Here is a 21,585-nt window from a genome sequence, read left to right as displayed (position 1 = left end):
CCTCAGTCCCAGGCCGGGGCCAGGCCCGGCGGATCGACTTCGCGGCCGTTGCGGTCAAGCGCGGCGATCGCGGCCATGTCATCGGCATCCAGGCGCAGGTCCTGGGCGAGCAGGTTGCTGGCCAGGTTCTCGCGCTTGGTCGAGGACGGGATGACCGAGTAACCCCGCTGCAGCGCCCACGCCAGCGCAACCTGGGCCACGGTGGCCTGGTGCTTGCCGGCGATGGCGGCCAGCACCGGATCCTTCAGCACCTTGCCGTAGGCCAGGGTCATGTAGGAGGTCACGGTGATGCCCTGGTCCTGCAGGAAGGTGGTCAGTGCCGGGTTCTGCAGGTAGGGGCTCAGTTCGATCTGGTTGGTGGCGATCTCGCCGGCACCGACCACCTCGATGGCCTGCCGGGTCAGCTCGATGTTGAAGTTGGACACACCGATCTGGCGGGCCACGCCCAGCGTCTTGGCGTCGGCCAGCGCGGTCATGTATTCGCGCAGTTCAACGCCATTGCCCGGCGCCGGCCAGTGGATCAGCAGCAGGTCGACGTACCCGGTGCGCAGCTTGGCCAGGCTGTCGCGCAGGCTCGGGATCAGCGTGTCGGCGGCGTAGTTGTCCACCCAGATCTTGGTGGTCAGGAACAGCTCGTCGCGCGGGACGCCGGATTCGGCGATGGCCTGGCCGACTTCGGCTTCGTTGCCATAGATCTGCGCGGTATCGATCGCACGGTAGCCGACCTCAAGGGCGTTGCGCACCGAGTCGATGACGGTCTGGCCGGTCAGGCGGAAGGTGCCGACGCCAAAGGAAGGAAGGCTCATGATGGACTCCAGGGACTTCGTTGAGAGCCGGTGGGCTCGGGACAGGGCGAAGTGTGGGCGCTTTAAATTTGTTGATTAAGCTGTGTATACGGGAAACGCTTTTGCGCCGAGGTAAAAAATGAAAACCACCCTGGATGAGCTGAAGGCCTTCGTGGCCGTGGTCGACAGTGGTTCGATCACGGCGGCGGCCGAGGCGCTGGAGCTGACCATCTCCGCCACCAGCCGCACCCTGGCGCGGCTGGAAGACAAACTGCAGACCACGCTGCTGCGGCGGACCACGCGGCGGCTGGAGCTGACCGAGGAAGGCGCGGCGTTCCTGGAGTACGCGCGCACGATCCTGGCCACGGTGGACGAGGCCGAGGAACAGATGGCCGCGCGGCGGCTGCAGCCGGTCGGGCGCCTGCGCGTGGACGCCGCCACGCCGTTCATGCTGCATGTGATCGTGCCGTTGCTGGAGGGCTTCCGCGAGCGCTACCCGCAGGTCGAGCTGGAGCTGAATTCCAACGAGGGCATCACCGACCTGATCGAGAAGCGCACCGACGTGGCGTTCCGCATCGGTGTGTTGCGCGACTCGACCCTGCATGCGCGGCCGATCGGCCACAGCCGCATCCGCGTCGTCGCCAGTCCCGAGTACCTGCGACGGCATGGCACGCCGACACGCGTGGAGCAGCTGCGCAAGCACGATCTGCTGGGATTTACCCAGCCCAGTTCATTGAACGAGTGGCCGCTGCACGATGCCGATGGCGGGCCTTTCGTGATCGCGCCGGCGATCGCTTCATCCAGTGGCGAGACGCTGCGGCAGATGGCGGTGGCCGGGCTGGGCATCGCCTGCCTGTCTGATTTCCTGACCCGCCAGGATCGGCGTGAGGGCCGCCTGGTGCAGCTGTTCGCCAAGCAGACGCAGGAGGTGCGGCAGCCGATCAATGCGGTGTACTACCGCAACACCGCGCTGGCCGCCCGCATCACCTGTTTCGTCGACCACGTGACGCAGACGCTCGGCCAGCGTCCGTTCGACGAGTAGAGAAGGGTAGAGCCGGCCGCTGGCCGGCTTTCCCCACCTGCCGGATCACCGCAGCTGCCGGCCAGCGGCCGGCACTACCGTTGGCTGCGTCGAGCGCATCGGTAGATCCACGCCATGCGTGGATGGCGTGTTCCAACCGACCTGCGGCCGGCACTATCGTTTGCGCAGCGCCCGCCGGTTGCCGATGTGAGCGAACGCCAGCAGCGCGCCACCACTGGCTGTCACTACGCCATGCCAGAGCAGCGATTCCTTCAGCGGCAGATACAGAGAGGCCGACAGCAGCAGGATGGCGCCGGCGCAGGCCAGCCGCAGGGGCTGCCAGCGCCCGTGCCGGTGCACCCCGGCCGAGGTGCTCGCCAAGGCCAGCGAGGAGGCCAGCAGCGCGAACAGCCACTCCCAGCGCGACATCATCAGCAGCAATGTCATCGCGCCATGGCCGGGATGCTGGAACGAGCGCAGCGCCATCATCGCTGCCGGCACGAAGGCCAGCAGCAGGGGCAGGGCGATGCAGTGGGCGGCGCAGGCCAGGGACAGCCAGGCACCGGCAAGATCGAAGCGGGGGTGCCAGCGTGCCGAAGTTGGCGGCTGGGCCAGGGCCCTTGCGGGCGTCGTGGGGATATGGTCCATAATGTTACATAGTAACAATTGGAGACTCCCCCATGAAGCTTCCTGCTGTTCTATTCCTGCTGCTGGCTGCCAGCGCCGCACAGGCCCATGACATCCGCCAGCACGCACCGCACGTGCATGGCCAGGCAACAGTGGATGTTGCGCTTGACCAGCAAACCCTGGAATTCGCCCTTCAGGCCCCCGGCATCGGCATCCTCGATTACGAGCGGCCGCCGGCCAATGCAGCCGAGCAGGCCGCGCTGGCACGGGCGACGTCATTGCTGAAGGGCGGCAACTGGGTCACCTTGCCCACCGCTGCAGAGTGCCGTCTGGCCACCGGTAAAGCCGATGCGGAGGGTTTCGACGCGACGGCCGCCGCGCCGCCGCCGGGACAGCACCGGCACGCAGGTTTCAGCGCGACGCTGCAGTACCACTGTGCCAAACCTGCCGAGCTGCGGGCGATCGTCGTGCGCTTGCCCGTGCTGTTCCCGGGCCTGCACGAAGTCATCGTCAACAGTGCAACCGCCAATGGCCAGAACCGCAGTGTGCTGACGCCCGACAACCTGCGCGTGGTGCTGGCACCGTGAGCGCGGCACCGGTGATCTCGCTGGAAGACGTGCAGTTCGGCTACGGCACGCGGCTGGTGCTGGACATCCCGCGGTTGTGGGTCGAGCAGGGCAGCAGCGTGTTGCTGCGCGGCATCAGCGGTGGCGGCAAAAGCACCCTGCTGGGCCTGCTGGCGGGCGTGCTGCTGCCCGGCAAGGGCCGTGTCGAGGTGGCCGGCCACGCACTGCAGGACATGGGGGGTGCGGCGCGGGATCGTTTCCGTGCCGACCAGTTGGGCGTGATCTTCCAGCAGTTCAATCTGCTGCCGTTCCTCACCGTGCGCGACAACATCGCGCTGGGCCTGCGCTTCTCGCGCCTGCGCGGCGCACGCATCAGCGGGCCGCTGGATGCCGAGATCGCCCGCCTGCTGCAGGCCCTGCAGCTCAATCCTGAGCTGATGCAGCGGCGGGCGGGTACGCTTAGTGTTGGCCAGCAACAACGCGTGGCGGCAGCGCGCGCCCTGATCGGCCGTCCGATGTTGCTGCTGGCCGATGAGCCTACCTCGGCGCTCGACCGCGAAGCGGCGACCGCCTTCCTGCAGCTGATGTCCGCGCAGTGCCAGGCGGCCGGCACCACGGTGCTGGTGGTCAGCCATGACGACAGCCTGCAGCCGTTGTTCGACCGCACCATTTCACTGTCCGAGATCAACCAGGCAGGTGCCGGCCATGCTTGAGCTTGCCTGGGCCAGCCTGCGCAGCCGCGCGTTGAGCGTGGGCCTGACCGTGCTGGTCATCACCCTCAGCGTGGTGCTGCTGCTGGGCGTCGAGCGTGTACGCACGCAGGCGCACGAGGGGTTTGCCAGCACCGTATCGGGCACCGATCTGATCGTCGGTGCGCGTTCGGGACCGGTGAACCTGCTGCTGTATTCGGTGTTCCATATCGGCGACCCGACCAACAACGTGTCCTGGCAGTCCTACCAGGAGCTGTCCGCATTGCCGCAGGTGAAGTGGTCGGTGCCGTTGTCGCTGGGCGATTCCTGGCACGGCTACCGCGTAGTGGGTACCACTGGCGGCTACTTTGAACATTATCGTTATGGTTCCGGCCACGCGCTGGCCTTTGCACAGGGGCGGCCCTTCGATGATCTGTATGACGCGGTGATCGGCGCGGAGGTGGCTCGCGCGCAGAAGGTCGGCCTCGGCGACGAGATCGTGCTGGCGCACGGCACCGGCGCGGTCACGCTGGCCACGCATGCCGACAAGCCGTTCCGCGTTGCCGGCATCCTGCAGCGCACCGGCACGCCGGTGGATTCGTCGCTGCTGGTCTCGCTGCCGGCCATCGAGGCGATCCATGTTGACTGGCGATCGGGCGTGCAGCTGCGCAGCCAGAGCGTCAGCGCCGAGCGGGCGCGCCACCTGGACCTGACCCCGACCAGCATCACCGCCTTCATGCTCGGCCTGAACTCGCGCATCGCCACGTTCTCGGTACAGCGCAGGATCAACGAGTATCCGGACGAGGCGATGCTGGCGATCCTGCCCGGCGTGACCCTGCAGCAGCTGTGGCAGTCGCTGGGCACCGCCGAGCGAGCCCTGCAGCTGATCAGTGCAATGGTGGTGCTGCTGGGCATGGTCTCGCTGGTGGCGCTGCTGGTCTCCACCCTGCAGGAGCGGCGGCGCGAGATGGCCATCCTGCGTGCCACCGGTGCGCGACCGGGCTACATCGCTGGCCTGCTCGTGGTGGAAGCGGTGGCGACCAGTGCGGTGGCCAGCGTGCTGGCCCTGTCGCTGCTGGTGGTCGCCAGCATTGCCGGGCGCGGCTGGGTACTGGCCACCTTCGGTCTGTCGATCACCCATGTCTGGCCGGATGGCCGTGAACTGGCATGGGCTGCGGGCGTGCTGCTGATCAGCGCCGTAGCCGGGCTGGTCCCGGCGTTGCTCGCTTACCGGCGCACCTTGGCCGATGGCCTTTCACCGGGAGGCTGAGCATGCGATGGATGCGGGTAGCGGCAATGGTGCTGGCGCTGGCCGCCTGTGAGCGGCCGGTGGATACCGGCGTACAGGCCTTGCCACCCTCGCCGGTCGTCGACCGCGATGAGCCTGCAGGCGCTGTGGAGCAGGAGCTGGACTGGTTGCAGATGATGCCCAAGGACGAACTGGCCGCGCTGGAGCGGGGCGAGGGCCCGGAGGTCGAGCACAGCGGCAACCGGCGCATGCCGCAGTTCGGTACGTTCCGTACGGTGGAGACGGTGCTGCAGCGACCGGTGCGCCTGCCGGGCTACGTGGTACCGCTGGCCAACGCGCAGGACGGGCGGCTGACCGAATTCCTGTTCGTGCCGTACTACGGCGCCTGCATCCACGTGCCACCACCACCACCGAACCAGATCGTGCACGTGGTGCTGCCGCGCCCGATCGAGATGCCCGACATGTACTCGCCGTTCTTCCTGGCCGGCACCCTGCGTGCCGAACGGTTGGACGACGATCTGGCCGGTTCGGCCTACACCATGCGTGACGCACAGTTGAGGCCCTATGAACCGTAGTTGCCTGCTGCTGGTACTGGGGTGCGTCGGGTTGGCAGGCTGTACGGCGCCGGGCGGCGACGCCGTGGTGGTCACGCCGCAGGACAAACCGGCGCCCTCCGCCACGGCCGAAGCCCCCATCGACCGCTGGGACGCGTTGCGGCCCGACGAAGTGACCTACCAGCGCCCGCCGCCGCAGATCGGCCTGTCACGCGGTGGCATGGACGGCGTGGGCGGGCTGATCGACGACACCGGCTCAGGCACGCCGCCGGGGCAGGAGATCGACCATTCCAGCCCGGATCGCGCCAAGCAGTTCGGCTCTTCGCGCGTGGTCGACGCTGTCGATGGTCGCGTGGTGGATCTGGATGGTTACGTGGTACCGCTCGGCACCAACGATGCCGGCCTGGTCGATGAACTGCTGTTCGTGCCGTTCTACGGCGCGTGTATCCATGTGCCGCCGCCGCCACCCAACCAGATCATCCACGTGACCCTGGCGACACCGATCGCGCTGGGCGATCTGTGGGATCCGTACCGGCTTGCCGGCCGCCTGCAGGTGAAGCGTTTCGACGCGGACATCGCCAGCGCGTCCTACGATGCCGCGGCAGCCACGCTGACGGCGATCCGCAACTGATGCGCAGGCGATGGCTCATGGCTACCGGGGTGCTGCTGGGCGCGGTGGTGCTGCTGGTGTGGTGGCAGCGGCAGCGCGCACCCACCGCGCCGCCGGCGGTCGCGTTTCCGGCACCGGCGTCCGATGCCAGCCAGCGCATCGAACAGCGCCTGGGTGATGACCCCGCGTTCCGCAACGACGTGCTGTTCCTGCTCGCGGCGACCCTGCGCGACCGCTGCCAGCCGGCGCAGGCCGGGCTGCTGGCGCGCATGGCCAATCGTGCGTCACTGCCGGTGCTGGCGGCGGTGAGTGCGGTGACCCAGCAGGATCCAGCGCTGGACCGACCGATCTACCAGTACATCCAGCATCGCGCCGATGCGACGCCATGCGGCCAGCCGCTGCAGATGCCGTTGGCCGGTGGGCGCAGCATGGCCGTGGACATCGAACAGTATGCGCGCACGTTTCCGGACAGCTACTTCGACCCGCAGCGCAGCAGCGAACCGCGGGATTTTGGTGGACTGCCGTTGCAGCAGCGTGCCGGCAATGCCTGCAACAGCGTGGTGTATTCGGTGTTGCCATTGGGCGGTACCGATTGGCGGTGCAGCAGCCTGCGCGCGAATGCCCGTGCGCGGGTGCGCGGCCTGTGCGAGGACGAACTGCGGCGCCAGCACGGTGGCATCGGCGGCGAGCTGGACGCCGCCGTGGGGCAGGGCATGCAGAGCGCGGTGGTGTCGGCGGTTGCCGTGCTGCCCGAAGACTGCCGGTGAGCGTCCACCCACAGTGCCAGGCCACCCCTGGCCCGCTTCAGTAGAGCCAGGCCATGCCTGGCTGGCGGCGCAGTCGAGCAAGCCCGCCTCTACAAAAGCTGAATCGGTGGGCTTTGAAGGTCATAACTATACAGGACATCCGGTATAGTTATGGCCGTATTCCACCCCACCAGGTTCTCCCATGGCTTTGTCCCAGCCCCTGGCCGGTGCTCCGGCCCTGTCGCGTGCCCGTCGCTGGGCACTGCTGTTCACCGTCGCCGCCGGCCTGCTGCTGGTCACGCTCGACAACTCCGTGCTCTACACCGCACTGCCCACGCTGACCGAAGAACTCTCGGCCAGTGCCGGCCAGGCGCTGTGGATCATCAACGCCTATCCGCTGGTGATGGCCGGCCTGCTGCTGGGTGCGGGTACGCTGGGCGACCGCATCGGCCACCGCCGCATGTTCCTGATCGGCCTGGTGGTGTTCGGCGTGGCCTCGCTGGCGGCGGCGTTCGCCGACACCGCAGCGCAGCTGATTGCCGCACGCGCGTTCCTGGCGGTCGGCGCGGCCGCGATGATGCCGGCCACGCTGGCGCTGATCGGCCTGAGCTTCCACGAAGAGCGCGAACGCAACATCGCCATCGCGATCTGGGGTTCGGTGGCCATCGTCGGTGCGGCGCTCGGCCCGATCATTGGCGGCTGGCTGCTGCGGCACTTCTGGTGGGGCTCGGTGTTCCTGATCAACGTGCCGGTGGTGGTGGTCGCCTTCGTGGCCACGCTGCTGCTGGCACCGGAAGGCCAGCGCGACACCTCGCGGCCATGGGACCTGGTTTCGTCGCTGCTGGCTCTGGCTGCACTGTCGGGCCTGGTGCTGGCGATCAAGTCGCTGATCGCTACGCCGCCGTCGTATGCGCTGGGTGCAGGCGCGCTGCTGTTGGCCGTCATCAGCGGTGCGGCGTTCGCGCGCCGCCAGCAGCAGTTGCCGTACCCGCTGCTGGACTTTGCGATCTTCCGTAATCCGGCGTTCCTGGCCGGCACGCTGTCGGCGGTGTTCACCCTGTTCGCGATGGCCGGCCTGCAGTTGGTCACCACGCAGCGCTTCCAGCTGGTGGCAGGTTTCACGCCGCTGCAGGCGGGCCTGCTGGTGTCGGTGGCGGCACTGGGCAGCCTGCCCAGTGCGCTGCTCGGCGGCAGCATCCTGCACCGGGTTGGCCTGCGCCCGCTGATCTGTGGTGGCCTGGCCGGAGGTGCGCTGGGCGTCGGCGTGGTGGCGTTCGGTTTCCCGCATGGCCTTGGTTGGGTGGTGGCTGGCATGGCCATCACCGGCTTCGGTATGGGTTCGGCCATCTCGGTGGCGTCCACCGCCATCCTCAACAACGTGCCGGCGCACCGTGCGGGCATGGCCTCGTCGGTGGAAGAAGTGTCCTATGAGTTCGGTGGCCTGCTGGCGGTGGCGATGCTGGGCAGCCTGAGTGCCGCAATGTACAGCGCGTTCCTGCCGGTCTCGGCCGATATGCCCGCGCTTGCCCGCGAGGGTTTCACCCAGGCGCTGCATGCCGCGCGCGAGAGCGGGCAGGGCGAGTGGTTCGCACTGGCTGCGGCCGCGTATGACCGTGGCTACCAGATCGTGCTGCTGGTGATCACGGCGGTGCTGGCGCTGGGTGCGGCGATCATCGCGCGCCTGCTGCGCGGCCGCGTCGGCAGCCGCGAGGGCGCGGCCGATCGCGTAAAATGAGGTAATGAGAACCAGCAAGCGCGACCGCATCCTCGACGCCGCCGTCAACGTGATCAATCGTGACGGCGTGCGTGCGGTGACCTTCGAGTCGGTGGCGGCCGAGGCCAAGCTGACCCGCGGCGGCCTGCTGTACCACTTCCCTTCGCGCGAGGCGCTGCTGCGCGGCATCGACGAGCACCTGGTGCAGGCCTGGGAGACGTCGATGGAAGCGTTGCTGGGCAAGACCGCCGAGCAGGCCACTGCGTTGGAGCGTTACCAGACCTTCGTGCGCGTGTCTGCCCAGAGCGCCACCCGTGCCGAACTGATGTTCATGCTGGAATCGGCCGACCCGGACGCCGAAGAGCGCCCGTGGGGACCGGCGGTGCGTCGCTGGGCACCGCTGCCGCCGGAGGCGGGTACAGCAGAAGACAGCGCAGCGCTCGACAATTTCGTGGCGCGGCTGGCTGCCGATGGCCTGTGGATCTACGAGGCGATGTACCAGGGCCAGCTGGATGCAGGCGTGCGCGCCCGTGTTGCCGAGCGCATCGCCGGGCTGTTGGCGAAGTCTGACGGATCGCCGCACTTGTAGAGTCGACTGTCAGTCGACTGCTCTTCGCTCAGACAACGAAACCCCGCGCTTCGCGCGATAGTCGACTGACAGTCGACTCTACCGCTCGCGCGTCTGCCCAGCCTGGCCCCCAGCCGCTTGCGGAACGCCTTCGACAGCGAGAATGACGGAACGTCCAGTTGAGCGGCCCGCCGGCGCGCAGACATCGCCCGTGGTAGAGCCGACCGCTGGTCGGCTGCCCTTCGGTCAGGCCACGAAAATGCGCTTCGGTAGAGTCGACTGTCAGTCGACTGCCCTTCGGTCAGACAACGAAACCCCGCGCTTCGCGCGCTAGTCGACTGACAGTCGACTCTACCGCTCGCGCGTCTGCCCAGCCTGCGCGGCGCTCGCGGCCAGCCACGCCCTCGGCGATACCCCCAATCGCTTGCGGAACGCCTTCGACAGCGAGGCGGTATCGGCAAACCCCACCTCGATCGCCACCTGCTTGACCGCCACGCCTGCCCGCAGCTGCGCGCAGGCCAGGCTCAGCCGCCAGTCCAGCAGGTAGCTGGCTGGCGTTGCCTCCATCACGTCCTTGAACACGGCCGCGAACGCGCTGCGCGACATGCCGGCGGTCGCGGCCATGCGCGGCAGCGTCCATTCGTCCTGCGGTGCCTGGTGCATCGCCACCAGCGTGCGTGCCAGCCGCGCATCGGACAGCCCCCGCATCAACCCGTGGCTGACGCCGGCTGCATCCGGGTGGTCGACCACCCAGCGCAGGATCTGGATCAGCGCCACCTCGAACAGGCGGTTGGTCAGCAGCCGTGACCCGCAGCGCTGGCGATCGGCTTCGGCGAACAGCAGCTGCAGGGTGTCATCCAGTTCGGTGATCGCGGCCAGCGGCACCACCATCACCGGTGGCAGCGACAGCACGATCGGATTGCGCGCGCCACCATCGAAATCCAGCGTGGCACAGGTGAAATCCGGGCCGTCCAGCGGAGCGTTGAAGAACACATGGTGCAGCGGCTGCGGATACAGCAGGAGGCTGGGTGTATCGATCTTCAACCGGGGCAGCGTGCTATCGCCCCCAGGATGACGGACTTCCATCTCACCCTGGCGCAGGATGTGCAGGAACGCACGACCGGGCTGCGGCTCGAAGACATGCTGCCCGCACAGCGGGCCACTGTGGAACAGGGCCGCCTGCACCCGGAAGCGTTCCAGCAGGGAGGAGAGTCGATCTGGCGCAGGGGTGGCGGCGCGCATGCTCATGGACGTATGGACAACATATGTGGCGCATTGAGGATGTTACGTCCAGGGAGTCTACCTAGGATGGGCGGGTCGTCCAATCCCGGGCGCTTTCCCAAGGAGATCCACCATGTCCCGTGTCCCCCTGATCGATGCCGCCAACACCACCGCCGACCGCCAGGCCCTGCTGGGCCAGGTCCACGCTGCCTTCGGCGCCACCCCGGCCATGTTCCGCGCCGTGGCCAACTCGCCGGCTGCCCTGCAGAGCATGTGGGGTTCGTTCGGCGCGCTGGGCGGCGGTCGCCTGTCGCCGCTGCTGGGCGAGCAGATCGCCGTGGCCATCGCCAACCGCAACGCCTGCGAGTACTGCCTGGCCGCGCACACGGCATTGGGCCGCAAGGCCGGCGCCAGCAGCGAGCAGATGGCTGCCGCGCAGATCGGCCAGTCCAGCGACCCGGCCACTGCGGCGGCGCTCGACTTCGCGTTGAAGGTGGTCGAGCAGCGTGCGCAGATCGCCGACGGCGACGTGCAGGCGCTGCGCGCGGCTGGCTTCGATGATGAGCAGGTCGTCGAGATCCTCGCGCATGTGGCGCTCAACCTGTTCACCAACTACGTCAACGTGGCGTTCGACGTGCCGGTGGACTTCCCGAAGGTCGCGCTGCGCTGAGGTGTACCGGGCCGGGGGACGCAGTGCTCCCGGCCATCCTCAGCGGGCGTGGCCGTCGTGCGCCTGCAGCCGCTCCGGATGGGTATACACATTGAACCCGCTTTCCCGCGCGAACCCGACCAGGCACAGGCCGGCGCTGCGGGCCAGATCGATCGCCAGCGCGGTCGGCGCGGACACCGCCGCCAGCACGCTGGCGCCGGCGCGCACTGCCTTGCTGACCATCTCGTAGCTGGCCCGGCTGGAAATCACCAGCAGGCCGCCTTCGATGGCGTGTTCATTGTGGTGCAGGGCACCGATCAGCTTGTCCAGTGCATTGTGGCGGCCCACGTCCTCGCGTACCCAGCCGATGCGCCCACTGGCGTCGGCCCAGGCCGCGGCGTGGATCGAGCCGCTTGCCGCATTCATCGGCTGGTGCTGCGCCAGGCTGGCCAACGCCCGCTGCAGGGCGGTGGCGGAATAGCTGCGGCGCTCGCGGATCTGCGGCAGTGGGCGCAGCACTTCTTCCAGCTGGCGCGTGCCGCACAGGCCACAGCCACCACGGCCGGGCAGCAGGCGCCCCTTGTCGGGGTCGAGGTTTGCGCCGGGCGCAGCCTCGTCCACGGTCATCTGCAGCTCGATGCCTTCCAGCTGTGGGTGGATATCGATCGACAGCAGCTGCGAGGGCGCACTGATCAGGCCTTCGCTGAGCGAAAATCCGAGTGCGAAGTCCTCCAGATCACAGGGTGTGGCCATCATCACGGCAAAGGCGGCATCGTTGTAGCGCAGCGCCACCGGCACTTCCTCGGCCACCACGTCGACCTGCTGCTGTTGCGTGCCGCCGCGCCAGCGCTGCAACGGGCGTTGGGCGGTGCCGGCAGGCGGGGTGTGCAGCGGGATCGAATCAGGCATGCAGCGCGTCCGGACAAGGGAGAAACGCGGGCGGGCCACCGCCTGCGGTTTCGAGGATAGCGCAGTGGTCGCGCGCAGACTCGGCTGTAACCGTTGCCATGGCAGGTTGTGCTGAAAACAGCCTGTGCCCTCTGGCGAAGCGCCGCGGGCCGTGCTTGACTGTGCGGCTGGTCGTGCCACTGAATGCACCGCCGGACCGCGTTGTGCCGTTCGTTGTTGCGTTCCTTCCGCCAGGTTCCCGAACATGTCCGAGCAGAAACCGCCGCGCTACAAGCCCTACAACCAGCCGGCCGGAGGCTGGGGTGCCGCTGGTGCCACGGCCAAGGTGCTGCTGCAGCAGAGTGTCATCGGCAAGGGGTCGAAGGCGCTGCTGGCGATGAACCAGCCCGGTGGCTTCAAGTGCCCCAGCTGTGCGTTCCCCGATGCCGACGAACGCAGGAAGCTGGAGTTCTGCGAGAACGGCGCGAAGGCACTGGCCTGGGAAGCCACGCAGTTCCGTGCCGGTCGTGAGCTGTTCGCCCGGCACACCGTGACCGAGCTGATGGCGCAGACCGACTACTGGCTGGAGATGCAGGGGCGGCTGACAGAGCCGATGCGCTACGACGCTGCGACCGATCACTATGTGCCGTGCAGCTGGGACGATGCCTTCGCACTGATCGGCCGTCACCTGCGGGCACTGGACAGTCCTCACCAGGCCGAGTTCTACACCTCCGGGCGCACGCCCAACGAAGCGGCGTTCCTGTATTCGATCTTCGTGCGCGAGTTCGGCACCAATAATTTCCCGGACTGCTCGAACATGTGCCACGAGCCGACCAGCCGCGGGCTGCCGCCGGCCATCGGGGTGGGCAAGGGCACCATCGTGCTGCAGGATTTCGATCACGCCGAGGCCATCTTCGTGATTGGCCAGAACACCGGCACCAATTCGCCGCGGATGATGAGCAACCTGGTGGAGGCACGCAAACGCGGCATTCCGATCGTGGCGGTCAACCCGATGCCCGAGCGCGCGCTGATCCGCTTCGCAGAACCGCAGGACGTGGTGCAGATGGCCACGTTCGGTTCGACAGAGATCAGCAGCGAGTTCGTGCACATCCGCATCGGCGGCGACCTGGCCCTGATCAAGGGCATGATGAAGGTGATGTTCGAGCGCGAGGCGCAGGGTGAGCGTGTGCTCGACCATGCATTCCTCGCCGAACACACGGTGGGCCTGGAGGCGCTGCGCGACGACGTGATGGCGCAGGACTGGGATCAGATCGTGCAGGTGTCCGGCATTTCGCAGGCGCAGATCCGTCGCTGTGCGGAGATCTACATCCGCTCCAATGCCACCGTGATCTGCTACGGCATGGGGCTGACCCAGCACCAGTACGGCTCGCGCCTGCTGCAGCAGGTCGCCAACCTTCTGTTGTTGCGTGGCAACTTCGGCAAGCCCGGTGCTGGCATCGGGCCGATCCGGGGCCATTCCAATGTGCAGGGCGACCGCACTGTCGGCATCGATGAAAAGCCGAAGCCGGCCTACCTGGACCGCGTGCAGCAGGTATTCGGCTTCGACCCGCCACGCGAGCATGGCCATCACGTGGTCGAGTCGATCGAGGCGATGCTGGATGGCAGTGCCAAGGTGTTCATCGGCCTGGGTGGCAACTTCATTCATGCGGTGCCTGATACACCGCGCGCGTACGAGGCAATGCGCGGCCTGGACCTGACCGTGGGCATCGCTACCAAGCTCAACCGTGGGCATCTTGTTCATGGCCGCGATGCGCTGATCCTGCCGGTGGTGGCGCGCTCGGAGCGCATCGTCACGCCGACCGGCGAGCAGTTCATCACCATTGAAGACGCGATGTCCAATGTGACCGACTCGCGGGGCGTACTCGAGCCGGTCAGCCCCGATGTGTTGCCCGAGGTCGAGATCGTCTGTCGCATGGCGATGGCCACGCTGCCACGCAGCAGGGTCGACTGGGCAGGCTGCATGCACGACTACGCACACATCCGTGAGTTGATCGCGGCCGTGTACCCGGAGATCTACACCGGCTTCAACCAGCGCATCCAGCAGCCGCACGGCTTCCATCTGGATATCCCGCCGCGTCGCCGCGTCTGGCCCACGCCCAATGGCAAGGCCAACATCCTGGTGATGCCTGGCCTGGACGTGGATGATCCGGTTCACGACCCCGACATGCTGCGGCTGGCCACCGTACGCTCGCACGATCAGTACAACACCACCATCTACAGCTACAACGATCGCTATCGCGGCGTGTACAACGATCGCATGGTGCTGTTCATGAACATCGAGGACCGGCTGGCGCGCGGGCTGCGGAAGGAGGCGCTGGTCAGCCTGGAGACGATCAGCAGTGATGGCGTGCAGCGACGCATCGAAGGCTTGACCGTGCTCGATTACCCGATGCCGCGCGGCGCGCTGGCCGGCTACTACCCCGAACTGAACCCGTTGCTGCCGCTGGATTACCACGACCGGATCAGCGGCACCCCCGCAGCCAAGTCGATCCCGGTGCGGATGCGGGCGATGCCGGCGGTCACCTAGCAGTGGATCAATCCAGTCCTATGGGCTTCCGGCATGTGGATTGGGTTCATCCAGCGCAAAGGAGCAACGGAAATAGTTGGCGCTATCCCGCCAGGCGCCCACGATCGGTTCCTGGATCTGTGCCAGCAGTTCACGGGCCTTGACGGGATCATTGGCCTGGCAGGCGAAGTAGGCGAATGATTGCAGGTTCCATGGCGAGGGATAACGTGACAGCACGTCTTCGAAGCCGCGTTTCATGGTCGGCCAGTTCACTTTCGACTCGGTGAACAAACGGTCCTCGTACTCCCGCTGCGAGGCGACCCAGTAGATACGGGCGTACAGCATGTATTGGTCCTGCGGTGGGGCCGCAGCCATGACCCTGCGTGCATAGGCTTCCAGGCCAGCCGGATCGCCGCCCCACTTCGGAGCGAAATAGCGCACGGCAGCAAAGTAGAGCGGGAAGTAGCCCGGATAGCGCGCGATGCCTTCGTCATGCAATGCGAAGAAGCGGTCTGCATCCCAACTCTGTTCGATCGCCCGGTGTTCCATCGACTCGTACCAGTACGGGTCCGTGCTGGCGATGTCCTTGTACTTCAGCAGGTAGTCAACGGCCTGCTGCTGCAGCGCCTTGAACGGTGCCCAGTCCTCTTCCTTCACCGTATTTGCATAGCCGGGGCCGCGGATGCTCCAGCCTTGGCGGCTGAGCATCTCAGCCATGGCCAGGCGCGCCGACGGCGACCTGGGGTAGCGCGAGATCCATGCCTGCACGAGTTTCTCGCGACCCTGCCAGTAGGCCGGGTCACGGTTGCTCATGCTGAAGGCATAGCCGATGCCAACGTAGTACGCCGAGAGCTTCCAGACACCGCTGCTGAAGTAGCGATCCGTATCCCGGTAACGACTGGCGAGTTGCTCCAGTCTGGCGAAATCCTGCTTCTCCAGCAGTTGCTTTGCCTGCCGGGAGACTTCGGCGCGTTCGCTTGCTTCATCTTCACCGGATGCACCGGCGTGGGCGATGGTCGCGCACGACAACAACAGCATCACAAGCAGTGTTCGCATGAATCCATTCATGGGAGAAACTCCGTGTCAGGGACAGGGGCATGGCAAGGCAGTGGGCCACGATCGCCATCTCGCCATAGCAGGGGCCGTCGCGCAAGTCGGCAGCGTGGCTGCCAGGCGGGCGTGGGCGCTGCCACCCCATGCTGTGCAGTTGTGCATCGGCTATCATCGGCGGGTGAACCTGCCTGGCCTGCTGCTGCGATGGATGCTGCTTGTTGCCCTGGTGCTGAATGCACCGGCGCTGGCGCTCGCCGCGTCTTCCTACAGCGGTCCGGCCAGCCAGGACCATTGCGTGGCACCGCACTCGGCCGGGATAGCTTCGGCGGGGTGTTGCGATGATGCAGGTCCGGCGGCTTGCCAGAGTGGCCAGTGCGAATGCCCGCCGGCGTGCTTGGGCATGTTGGCAACGCTGAACGGGACACCAGCCTCCCTTTGGCGCGAGGCGCCCGCTCCAGCCAGTAGCCAGCAACGCGCGCCCCCGTTGATGCCGGATCCGTTGCGTCCCCCCATCGCGTGAATTCCTGCAGGCCTCAAGCGCCTGCCATGACTGTTCGACTTTCTCTCAACGCTACCTGCGCCTTCAATGCGTGGGTGGCGGGCCGCTTTGCCCGCCTCTGCAAAGGAATCACTCAATGAACCGTACTCTTTCCCTCGGCCTGCTGCTGGGCACCGTGCTGGCCACGACCGCCTGCGCTCGTGCCGCCGAAGAATCCTCCGCGGCACCGGTCGCCAGCGAAGCACCGGCACCGGCCCAGGCCAGCCCGGCCAAGATCGATCCAGCCTTGCCGGTCGCCATCGTGCACAAGACCGCCAGCTGCGGTTGCTGCGGCATCTGGGTCGACCACCTGAAGGCCGCCGGCTTCCAGGTCGATGTGCGCGACACCGATGACATGAATCCAATCAAGGTCCGCCTGGGCGTGCCGGTCGGCAAGGCCTCCTGCCATACCGCCGAGATCGGCGGTTACGTGGTCGAGGGTCACATCCCGGCCGAGGACATCAAGCGCCTACTGGCCGAACGCCCGGCCGCGCGCGGGCTGGTGCTGCCCGGCATGCCAGCCGGTTCGCCGGGCATGGAAATGCCGGACGGCTACGTGCAGCCGTACACCGTCGAGCTGGTGCGCACCGACGGCAGCACCGAGCCGTTTGCCCAGCACGGTCAGGGCGGCTGATGGACGGAGGGTGCCGGTCGTCCTGACCGGCACTCTCCGACGCGTCTTGTGTAGAGCCGAGCCTATGCTCGGCTGTGTTTGGCCGGCAAGCCGAGCATGGGCTCGGCTCTACAGGATCAGCGTGCCGTGGCCGTTTCCTTGGCCAACTGGGCGTCGAACTTCTTCTCGGCCGCATCCGCGTAGGCTTTGCAGCTCAGTACCTTCTCGCTGGCGTTGCTGCCAGCAGCATAGTTCCAGTTGCTGGCGCCCGGATGCGGAGTCAGCAACAGGTCGCAGGGCAGGCCGCGCACCATGGCGAAGCTACGTCGGTAGTCCTGGACCAGGCGGGGATAGCGGGCGTTGCCCTGGAGCTGGTAGCCCGGCGCGCTCAGGCTGTCGGCATAGGCGATGCGCACCGGCTTGCCATCGCGGGTATCGGTCCAGGTCCAGGCAGTGCTGCCCGGGGTGTGTCCCGGCATGAAGTGCGCGGTGAACGCGATGCCGCCCACGTTGACCACCTCGCCATCCATGATGATGCGGTCGGTGCTGACCGGCGGAAAGGTGATGCTGTCGCCAAAGTGCAGGTCGTTGCTGCCACCGCGCGCCAGCAGCACCGCCGTTTCTGCATTGGCCGCCACATGCGCGCCGGTGCGACGCTTGAGCTCGGCGACCGGGCCGGCGTGGTCGGCGTGCGCATGGCTGAGCAGGACCAATCGCAGGTCCTGCGGGGCCACGCCGCGCAGCTTCATGTTGTCCAGCAGGTGACCGGCCATCTGCGGCATGCCGCCGTCAAGCAGCACCGCACCGTCGGCGGTCTGCACCAGTAGCGCGGTCAGGTCCTCGGTGCCGATCTGCCAGGTGTGGTCGGCAATCTGCAGCGGTGCCATCGGCTGCAGCCATGAACTGTCCACCGTGTAGGCCCGGAGCTGGGGCAGCGGTTCGTCGGCGGCAGTGACATCAAAGGCAAGCGTGGCAGCCAGGGCGAGGGTAGTCAGGCAGAGGCGCATGGCAGAAAGGTGTCTGGACTGGGGCCGATGAAGCTAGCACGTACCCTGGGCGGGCCGTTTCGCGAATAATTCATGGCTGCGATAAGCTCCGCCGCAGTCGATGCAGGGATTGTTCGCTTGCTGTGGATTGTGAATCCATCTCCACAGGCTGGAGCGCAGAATCGGCCGGGGCTAGCCTGCTTTCAGTCTCAAGGAGGTGGACCATGCATGTGCTCATGGTGATGCTGGGTGGCGTGCTCCTGCTAGGGGTGTTCCTGCTGTTTGGCCGCCTCTGGAGCGTGGGCACCTCGCAGCTGCCCACGGCGCTGATCGCCTTCATCGCCACCTGGCTTCTGGTGGCCGTGGCCAACATGTGGGTGGGGGTCAGCAGGGCCGGTTACGCAGTACGCGAAGAGCTGCCGATCCTGCTGCTGGTGTTCGCCGTGCCGTCGCTGCTGGCCGGTTTCCTGTACTGGCGCCTGGCGCGCTGAAGGAGTTGCATGAGTACCCGACTGCGCCTGCCCGCGCTGCGCCACCGCGATGGCCATCATGCCCGCGTGACCTACGAAGAACTGTTCTTCGACCTGGTCTACGTGTTCGCGGTCACCCAGCTCAGCCACCATCTGCTGCATCACATGGACCTGGCCGGCGTGCTGCAGACCCTGGTGCTGTGGTTCGCGGTCTGGCTCGGCTGGCAATACGCGTGCTGGGTCAGCAACTGGTTCGACCCGGAGGCGCCGCGCATCCGGGGCCTGATGTTCGCCACCATGCTGCTGGCGTTGTTGATGTCCTCGTCCATTCCCGAGGCATTCGCCGATCGTGCGTGGATCTTCGCCGGGGCGTACGCCACGATGCAGGTCGGACGCACCGCGTTCGTGTTGCTGGAGGTCGGCCGCAACCATCCGTTGGCTCCGAACTTCCGCCGCATGCTGGCCTGGGTCAGCGTGTCGGCCTGCTTCTGGCTGGCCGGCGCGGCGGCCGAGGGCCACCTGCGGCTGGCACTGTGGGCGATGGCGGTGGCCTGCGAATACATCTCGCCGATGTTTGGCTTCGCGTTCCCGGGCATGGGTCGTTCGCACACTCGCGACTGGACCATTGAGGGGGGGCACCTGGCCGAACGCTGCCAGCTGTTCGTCATCGTCGCACTGGGTGAGACGTTGCTGGCCACCGGGGGTGTGCTCAGCGACGTCGAGCACTGGGACCTTGAAGTGGTATCGGCGGTGCTGGCCACCTTCGCCGGCACGATTGCCATGTGGTGGCTGTACTTCGGCATCTCCAGCCACGATGCCACAGAGGCCATCACCCACGCGGAAGACCCCGGACGGATGGGGGCCAACTTCCATTATGTGCATGCATTGCTGATCGCCGGCATCATCGCCACCGCGGTGGGCAACGACCTGGTGATGGATCACCCGGAAGCGGCGGTGACGCCGGTGTATGCAGCGGTGCTGGCCGCCGGGCCGTTGATCTACCTGCTTGGCAGCGCCCTCTACAAGCGCGTTGTGTACGGGCGCGCCCCGTATTCGCATCTGTTCGGTGCCATGGCGCTGGTCGTGTTGGGCGTGGTCTTGCCGCACAGCCATCTGCTGGCCGCCGGTTGGCTGACCAGTGCGGTGCTGCTGGCCGTGGGGTTGATGGATACGCGGTTGAAGCGTCGCCTGCAGCGGGCGTGATCCGTTGCGTCAGCAAAGCGCTCCAGCCGCCATCGAGCGCAAGCGCCGAGCAGTCAACTGACACTCGACTTCAGCACCGCTGCACAAGAAATGCTGGCAGGCTAGGCCAACGCGGCGACCATCGCGGCAAGCTTGCCCACCGTGTTCATGTTGCGGGCAGTGCCTTGCTGGGCATAGGGCATCCGCAGGCGCGAGTCGGCCATGCCAGCACCGTAATGAACGAAGATCTCGCGCGTGCCGAGTGCGAGCTGTTCGTCACGCCGGCCGGTCACGCCGTCGAGCGGATCGGCGGGCAGGCTGCCGTCGAGGAACAGGGCGACCACACGATTGCCGGCCGCCTGCGGAAATGGATTGCGCGCCACCACGCCGGCGATCTCGTTGGCCGAGCGCACCAGCACGCCCACCGGCTTGCCAGCATAGACCTTGAGCCGCTCGCCGAGGGCCTGGCGCACGCCCGCCTCGTCGAGCGAGCTGCGGAACACCACGTTGCCGCTGGCGATGTAGGTGCGGACATCGGCGAAGCCTGCGTCCTCGCACATCGCCACCAGTTCGCGCATAGGGAGCTTGCCGGTGCCGCCGACGTTGACCGCGCGCAGCAAGGCGACGTAGGCGTTCATGGCGTCCCCGCCTGCAGGCGGTCGTACATGCGTACCAGGTCAACCAGGGTGCGTGCGCCCATCTTGCGCATCACCTGCGCACGGCGCACCTTGACCGTGATCTCGCTGACCCCGAGGTCAGCGGCGATCTGCTTGTTGAGGCGGCCGCGCACCACGCCATCGACCACCTCGCGCTCGCCCGCGCTCAATGAATCCCAGCGCTGCTGCAGGGCGCCCAGCACGTCGCCGTCGCGGCGGCGCTGGCGGTCGATCTCGATGCCCCTGTGGATGGCATCGAGCAGCTCCTGGTCACGGAAGGGCTTGGTCAGGAACTCGATGGCGCCGTCCTTGATTGCGTTGACACCCATGGCGATGTCGCCGTGGCCGGTGATGAACACCACCGGCAGCCGCAACCCATGGTTGCCCATCGTGCGGTGGAATTCCAGGCCGCTCTGGCCGGGCATGCGCACGTCCAGCACCAGGCAGGCCGGTGCGTCTACCAGGTCGTGTTCAAGGAACGCCTGGGTGGATGCAAAGGCGTGCACCCGCAAGCCCATCGATGCCAGCAGGTCTTCCAGCGCCGCGCGCACCGACGGATCGTCGTCGACCACATACACGATGGGTGCCGGATCGACGGCAGGGGTAGCGGGCCTACGCATGTTGGGCATCCGTGACGATGGGCAGGTCGAACACGAAGCAGGCACCGCCGCCTGCCGGCCGTTCGGCGCGGATCTGGCCGTCGTTGGCTTCGATCATCGAACGGCTCAAGCTGAGGCCCAGGCCCAGCCCGTGTGACTTGGTGGTCCAGAACGCATCGAAGACGCGTTCGGGATGGTCGGCGGGCAGGCCGACGCCACGGTCGCGTACGCTGAGGCTGACACGCTGGCCGTCGCGCCGGGTCAGCAGCGACAGACGGCGGTCGCCTGCGGGTATGGCTTCCATTGCATCCACTGCATTGAGGATCAGGTTGCCGATCACCTGCTGCACCTGCACGCGGTCGGCGTGTACCTGTGGCAGGTCGGGGTCCAGCAGCAGGGCTACGGCCACGCCATGCCGGTTCAGTTCGCTGCGCGACAGCGCCAGCATTTCCTCCACCGCCTGGTTCAGGTCGAAGGCGCGTCGTTCCGGTGCCGCGCCCTGGGTCAGGCCGCGGATGCGGGCGATCACGTCACCGGCGCGGTGCGCGTCGGCGAGGATGCGGGCCACGGTCTGCCGGGCCTTGTCCACGTTCGGCGGGTCCTGCGCCAGCCAGCGCTGGCAGGCTTCGGCGCTGCTGGCGATTGCGGCCAGTGGCTGGTTGACTTCATGGGCGATGGAGGTGGTGAGCTCGCCTACGGTGGACGCGCGTGCCACCCGCAGCAGGCGGCCCTGCGCTTCCTGCACTGCGGCCTTGGCCGCTTCCATGTTCAGAGCGAGATAGGTGGTGATGCCGATCACCAGCATGCCGATCACCGAGTTGACCAGGCCGATGCGGTAGGTGCCGAAGCGGGTCAGGAAGAAGCTCAACCCGGTCAGCGCGATGCAGGCGATGGCCAGGGTGATCAGCCCGCGCGCGCCCAGCACGCGCGACGCCGCAAGGATGACCGCTGCATAGAAGCAGGCCGCGGCAACCGCATAATCGGTGACGGTGTCGATCAGGAAGATCGCCGCCATCACGACGATCAGGGCCAGCAGCACCAGCGGGCGGCGGGGCGACAGCGATGGCATCGGGG

General features: G+C 67.1%; 23 protein-coding genes. 14 read left to right on the top strand and 9 right to left on the bottom strand.

The features are described 5' to 3' along the window. Positions 1–2 precede the first annotated feature (2 nt). On the bottom strand, positions 3–806 hold the full coding sequence (gene dkgB / locus AC5P8J_RS05465; protein ID WP_478405286.1) for a 2,5-didehydrogluconate reductase DkgB: 804 nt from the start codon (positions 804–806) through the stop codon (positions 3–5). A gap of 118 nt (positions 807–924) precedes the next feature. Here dkgB and AC5P8J_RS05460 point away from each other — a divergent pair, with 118 nt between their 5' ends. After that, entirely contained in the window at positions 925–1,827 is a 903-nt protein-coding gene (locus AC5P8J_RS05460; RefSeq protein WP_111101885.1) for a LysR family transcriptional regulator, read from the top strand. Positions 1,828–1,980: 153 nt separating this feature from the next. Here AC5P8J_RS05460 and AC5P8J_RS05455 read toward each other — a convergent pair whose 3' ends face one another. Next, positions 1,981–2,454: a MerC domain-containing protein gene (locus AC5P8J_RS05455; protein WP_134729093.1), complete on the bottom strand. Its 474-nt coding sequence runs from the start codon at positions 2,452–2,454 to the stop codon at positions 1,981–1,983. 32 nt (positions 2,455–2,486) lie between these two features. Here AC5P8J_RS05455 and AC5P8J_RS05450 point away from each other — a divergent pair, with 32 nt between their 5' ends. The 8 genes from AC5P8J_RS05450 to AC5P8J_RS05415 all read left to right on the top strand — a co-directional run bounded on the left by AC5P8J_RS05450 (position 2,487) and on the right by AC5P8J_RS05415 (position 9,150). Further along, the gene (locus AC5P8J_RS05450) at positions 2,487–3,020 is read left to right on the top strand and encodes a ZrgA family zinc uptake protein (RefSeq protein ID WP_134729095.1); all 534 of its coding nucleotides are present in this window, start codon (positions 2,487–2,489) and stop codon (positions 3,018–3,020) included. Further along, positions 3,017–3,712 carry an ATP-binding cassette domain-containing protein gene (locus AC5P8J_RS05445; protein WP_478405285.1) on the top strand — a complete coding sequence of 232 codons (696 nt, stop codon included), beginning with the start codon at positions 3,017–3,019 and terminating at the stop codon, positions 3,710–3,712. Before AC5P8J_RS05450 ends, AC5P8J_RS05445 begins: the two co-directional genes overlap by 4 nt. Beyond that, positions 3,705–4,958 (top strand): ABC transporter permease, encoded by a 1,254-nt coding sequence (locus tag AC5P8J_RS05440; protein ID WP_111101888.1) that lies wholly within the window; start codon positions 3,705–3,707, stop codon positions 4,956–4,958. The genes AC5P8J_RS05445 and AC5P8J_RS05440 overlap by 8 nt, the downstream gene beginning before the upstream one ends. Before the next feature lie 2 nt (positions 4,959–4,960). Beyond that, on the top strand, positions 4,961–5,512 hold the full coding sequence (locus AC5P8J_RS05435; RefSeq protein ID WP_021202315.1) for a DUF3299 domain-containing protein: 552 nt from the start codon (positions 4,961–4,963) through the stop codon (positions 5,510–5,512). Further along, on the top strand, positions 5,502–6,122 hold the full coding sequence (locus AC5P8J_RS05430; RefSeq protein WP_478405284.1) for a DUF3299 domain-containing protein: 621 nt from the start codon (positions 5,502–5,504) through the stop codon (positions 6,120–6,122). The genes AC5P8J_RS05435 and AC5P8J_RS05430 overlap by 11 nt, the downstream gene beginning before the upstream one ends. After that, entirely contained in the window at positions 6,122–6,868 is a 747-nt protein-coding gene (locus AC5P8J_RS05425) for a hypothetical protein (RefSeq protein WP_021202317.1), read from the top strand. The genes AC5P8J_RS05430 and AC5P8J_RS05425 overlap by 1 nt, the downstream gene beginning before the upstream one ends. A 181-nt stretch (positions 6,869–7,049) precedes the next feature. Further along, positions 7,050–8,582 carry an MFS transporter gene (locus tag AC5P8J_RS05420; RefSeq protein WP_134735464.1) on the top strand — a complete coding sequence of 511 codons (1,533 nt, stop codon included), beginning with the start codon at positions 7,050–7,052 and terminating at the stop codon, positions 8,580–8,582. A 4-nt stretch (positions 8,583–8,586) separates the two neighbouring features. Then, a complete protein-coding gene (locus AC5P8J_RS05415; RefSeq protein ID WP_111101893.1) occupies positions 8,587–9,150 on the top strand; it encodes a TetR/AcrR family transcriptional regulator in 564 nt (187 codons plus the stop codon). 330 nt (positions 9,151–9,480) lie between these two features. Here AC5P8J_RS05415 and AC5P8J_RS05410 read toward each other — a convergent pair whose 3' ends face one another. Then, positions 9,481–10,377: an AraC family transcriptional regulator gene (locus AC5P8J_RS05410; protein ID WP_227854200.1), complete on the bottom strand. Its 897-nt coding sequence runs from the start codon at positions 10,375–10,377 to the stop codon at positions 9,481–9,483. Positions 10,378–10,483: 106 nt separating this feature from the next. Between AC5P8J_RS05410 and AC5P8J_RS05405 the strand changes: the two genes are divergently transcribed. Further along, entirely contained in the window at positions 10,484–11,020 is a 537-nt protein-coding gene (locus AC5P8J_RS05405; protein WP_019659816.1) for a carboxymuconolactone decarboxylase family protein, read from the top strand. A gap of 39 nt (positions 11,021–11,059) precedes the next feature. Here the strand turns inward: AC5P8J_RS05405 and fdhD are convergent, their stop codons facing one another. Beyond that, entirely contained in the window at positions 11,060–11,908 is an 849-nt protein-coding gene (gene fdhD, locus AC5P8J_RS05400) for a formate dehydrogenase accessory sulfurtransferase FdhD (RefSeq protein WP_021202320.1), read from the bottom strand. A 244-nt stretch (positions 11,909–12,152) separates the two neighbouring features. Here fdhD and AC5P8J_RS05395 point away from each other — a divergent pair, with 244 nt between their 5' ends. After that, positions 12,153–14,435 carry an FdhF/YdeP family oxidoreductase gene (locus AC5P8J_RS05395; RefSeq protein WP_021202321.1) on the top strand — a complete coding sequence of 761 codons (2,283 nt, stop codon included), beginning with the start codon at positions 12,153–12,155 and terminating at the stop codon, positions 14,433–14,435. An 18-nt stretch (positions 14,436–14,453) separates the two neighbouring features. On the opposite strand, the gene AC5P8J_RS05390 is transcribed toward AC5P8J_RS05395, so the two are convergent. After that, entirely contained in the window at positions 14,454–15,470 is a 1,017-nt protein-coding gene (locus tag AC5P8J_RS05390; RefSeq protein ID WP_021202322.1) for a DUF4034 domain-containing protein, read from the bottom strand. A gap of 632 nt (positions 15,471–16,102) precedes the next feature. On the opposite strand from AC5P8J_RS05390, the gene AC5P8J_RS05385 reads away from it, so the two are divergent. After that, positions 16,103–16,639, top strand: a complete 537-nt coding sequence (locus AC5P8J_RS05385; protein ID WP_019659812.1) for a DUF411 domain-containing protein — start codon at positions 16,103–16,105, stop codon at positions 16,637–16,639. A 116-nt stretch (positions 16,640–16,755) separates the two neighbouring features. Here the strand turns inward: AC5P8J_RS05385 and blaL1 are convergent, their stop codons facing one another. Continuing rightward, positions 16,756–17,625 (bottom strand): L1 family subclass B3 metallo-beta-lactamase, encoded by an 870-nt coding sequence (blaL1, locus tag AC5P8J_RS05380; RefSeq protein WP_021202323.1) that lies wholly within the window; start codon positions 17,623–17,625, stop codon positions 16,756–16,758. A 203-nt stretch (positions 17,626–17,828) separates the two neighbouring features. Between blaL1 and AC5P8J_RS05375 the strand changes: the two genes are divergently transcribed. Next, positions 17,829–18,095 (top strand): hypothetical protein, encoded by a 267-nt coding sequence (locus tag AC5P8J_RS05375; protein WP_021202324.1) that lies wholly within the window; start codon positions 17,829–17,831, stop codon positions 18,093–18,095. A 9-nt stretch (positions 18,096–18,104) separates the two neighbouring features. Beyond that, positions 18,105–19,277, top strand: a complete 1,173-nt coding sequence (locus tag AC5P8J_RS05370) for a low temperature requirement protein A (protein ID WP_021202325.1) — start codon at positions 18,105–18,107, stop codon at positions 19,275–19,277. 101 nt (positions 19,278–19,378) lie between these two features. Here the strand turns inward: AC5P8J_RS05370 and AC5P8J_RS05365 are convergent, their stop codons facing one another. The 3 genes from AC5P8J_RS05365 to AC5P8J_RS05355 are packed head-to-tail and all read right to left on the bottom strand — an operon-like array spanning position 19,379 to position 21,580. Further along, a complete protein-coding gene (locus tag AC5P8J_RS05365; RefSeq protein ID WP_021202326.1) occupies positions 19,379–19,894 on the bottom strand; it encodes a DUF1697 domain-containing protein in 516 nt (171 codons plus the stop codon). Then, positions 19,891–20,532 carry a response regulator transcription factor gene (locus tag AC5P8J_RS05360; protein WP_021202327.1) on the bottom strand — a complete coding sequence of 214 codons (642 nt, stop codon included), beginning with the start codon at positions 20,530–20,532 and terminating at the stop codon, positions 19,891–19,893. Before AC5P8J_RS05360 ends, AC5P8J_RS05365 begins: the two co-directional genes overlap by 4 nt. Then, entirely contained in the window at positions 20,525–21,580 is a 1,056-nt protein-coding gene (locus AC5P8J_RS05355) for a sensor histidine kinase (protein WP_019659806.1), read from the bottom strand. Before AC5P8J_RS05355 ends, AC5P8J_RS05360 begins: the two co-directional genes overlap by 8 nt. Between the last annotated feature and the right edge of the window lie 5 nt (positions 21,581–21,585).

Source organism: Stenotrophomonas sp. YJH_SMC_37 (assembly GCF_059370035.1).
The sequence above is the reverse complement of the archived record's forward strand: the minus strand, read 5'-3'. Positions and strand labels throughout refer to the sequence as shown.

Excerpts from the sequence above, each read along its gene's own strand:
- AC5P8J_RS05455 (WP_134729093.1), bottom strand. The coding sequence starts at position 2,454 with ATGGACCATATCCCCACGACGCCCGCAAGGGCCCTGGCCCAGCCGCCA.
- blaL1 (WP_021202323.1), bottom strand. The coding sequence starts at position 17,625 with ATGCGCCTCTGCCTGACTACCCTCGCCCTGGCTGCCACGCTTGCCTTT.
- AC5P8J_RS05450 (WP_134729095.1), top strand. The coding sequence starts at position 2,487 with ATGAAGCTTCCTGCTGTTCTATTCCTGCTGCTGGCTGCCAGCGCCGCA.
- AC5P8J_RS05460 (WP_111101885.1), top strand. The coding sequence starts at position 925 with ATGAAAACCACCCTGGATGAGCTGAAGGCCTTCGTGGCCGTGGTCGAC.
- AC5P8J_RS05390 (WP_021202322.1), bottom strand. The coding sequence starts at position 15,470 with ATGCGAACACTGCTTGTGATGCTGTTGTTGTCGTGCGCGACCATCGCC.
- AC5P8J_RS05395 (WP_021202321.1), top strand. The coding sequence starts at position 12,153 with ATGTCCGAGCAGAAACCGCCGCGCTACAAGCCCTACAACCAGCCGGCC.
- AC5P8J_RS05405 (WP_019659816.1), top strand. The coding sequence starts at position 10,484 with ATGTCCCGTGTCCCCCTGATCGATGCCGCCAACACCACCGCCGACCGC.
- AC5P8J_RS05365 (WP_021202326.1), bottom strand. The coding sequence starts at position 19,894 with ATGAACGCCTACGTCGCCTTGCTGCGCGCGGTCAACGTCGGCGGCACC.
- fdhD (WP_021202320.1), bottom strand. The coding sequence starts at position 11,908 with ATGCCTGATTCGATCCCGCTGCACACCCCGCCTGCCGGCACCGCCCAA.
- AC5P8J_RS05370 (WP_021202325.1), top strand. The coding sequence starts at position 18,105 with ATGAGTACCCGACTGCGCCTGCCCGCGCTGCGCCACCGCGATGGCCAT.
- AC5P8J_RS05430 (WP_478405284.1), top strand. The coding sequence starts at position 5,502 with ATGAACCGTAGTTGCCTGCTGCTGGTACTGGGGTGCGTCGGGTTGGCA.
- AC5P8J_RS05355 (WP_019659806.1), bottom strand. The coding sequence starts at position 21,580 with ATGCCATCGCTGTCGCCCCGCCGCCCGCTGGTGCTGCTGGCCCTGATC.
- AC5P8J_RS05375 (WP_021202324.1), top strand. The coding sequence starts at position 17,829 with ATGCATGTGCTCATGGTGATGCTGGGTGGCGTGCTCCTGCTAGGGGTG.
- AC5P8J_RS05410 (WP_227854200.1), bottom strand. The coding sequence starts at position 10,377 with ATGAGCATGCGCGCCGCCACCCCTGCGCCAGATCGACTCTCCTCCCTG.
- AC5P8J_RS05435 (WP_021202315.1), top strand. The coding sequence starts at position 4,961 with ATGCGATGGATGCGGGTAGCGGCAATGGTGCTGGCGCTGGCCGCCTGT.
- AC5P8J_RS05440 (WP_111101888.1), top strand. The coding sequence starts at position 3,705 with ATGCTTGAGCTTGCCTGGGCCAGCCTGCGCAGCCGCGCGTTGAGCGTG.
- AC5P8J_RS05415 (WP_111101893.1), top strand. The coding sequence starts at position 8,587 with ATGAGAACCAGCAAGCGCGACCGCATCCTCGACGCCGCCGTCAACGTG.
- AC5P8J_RS05425 (WP_021202317.1), top strand. The coding sequence starts at position 6,122 with ATGCGCAGGCGATGGCTCATGGCTACCGGGGTGCTGCTGGGCGCGGTG.
- AC5P8J_RS05360 (WP_021202327.1), bottom strand. The coding sequence starts at position 20,532 with ATGCGTAGGCCCGCTACCCCTGCCGTCGATCCGGCACCCATCGTGTAT.
- AC5P8J_RS05385 (WP_019659812.1), top strand. The coding sequence starts at position 16,103 with ATGAACCGTACTCTTTCCCTCGGCCTGCTGCTGGGCACCGTGCTGGCC.
- dkgB (WP_478405286.1), bottom strand. The coding sequence starts at position 806 with ATGAGCCTTCCTTCCTTTGGCGTCGGCACCTTCCGCCTGACCGGCCAG.
- AC5P8J_RS05420 (WP_134735464.1), top strand. The coding sequence starts at position 7,050 with ATGGCTTTGTCCCAGCCCCTGGCCGGTGCTCCGGCCCTGTCGCGTGCC.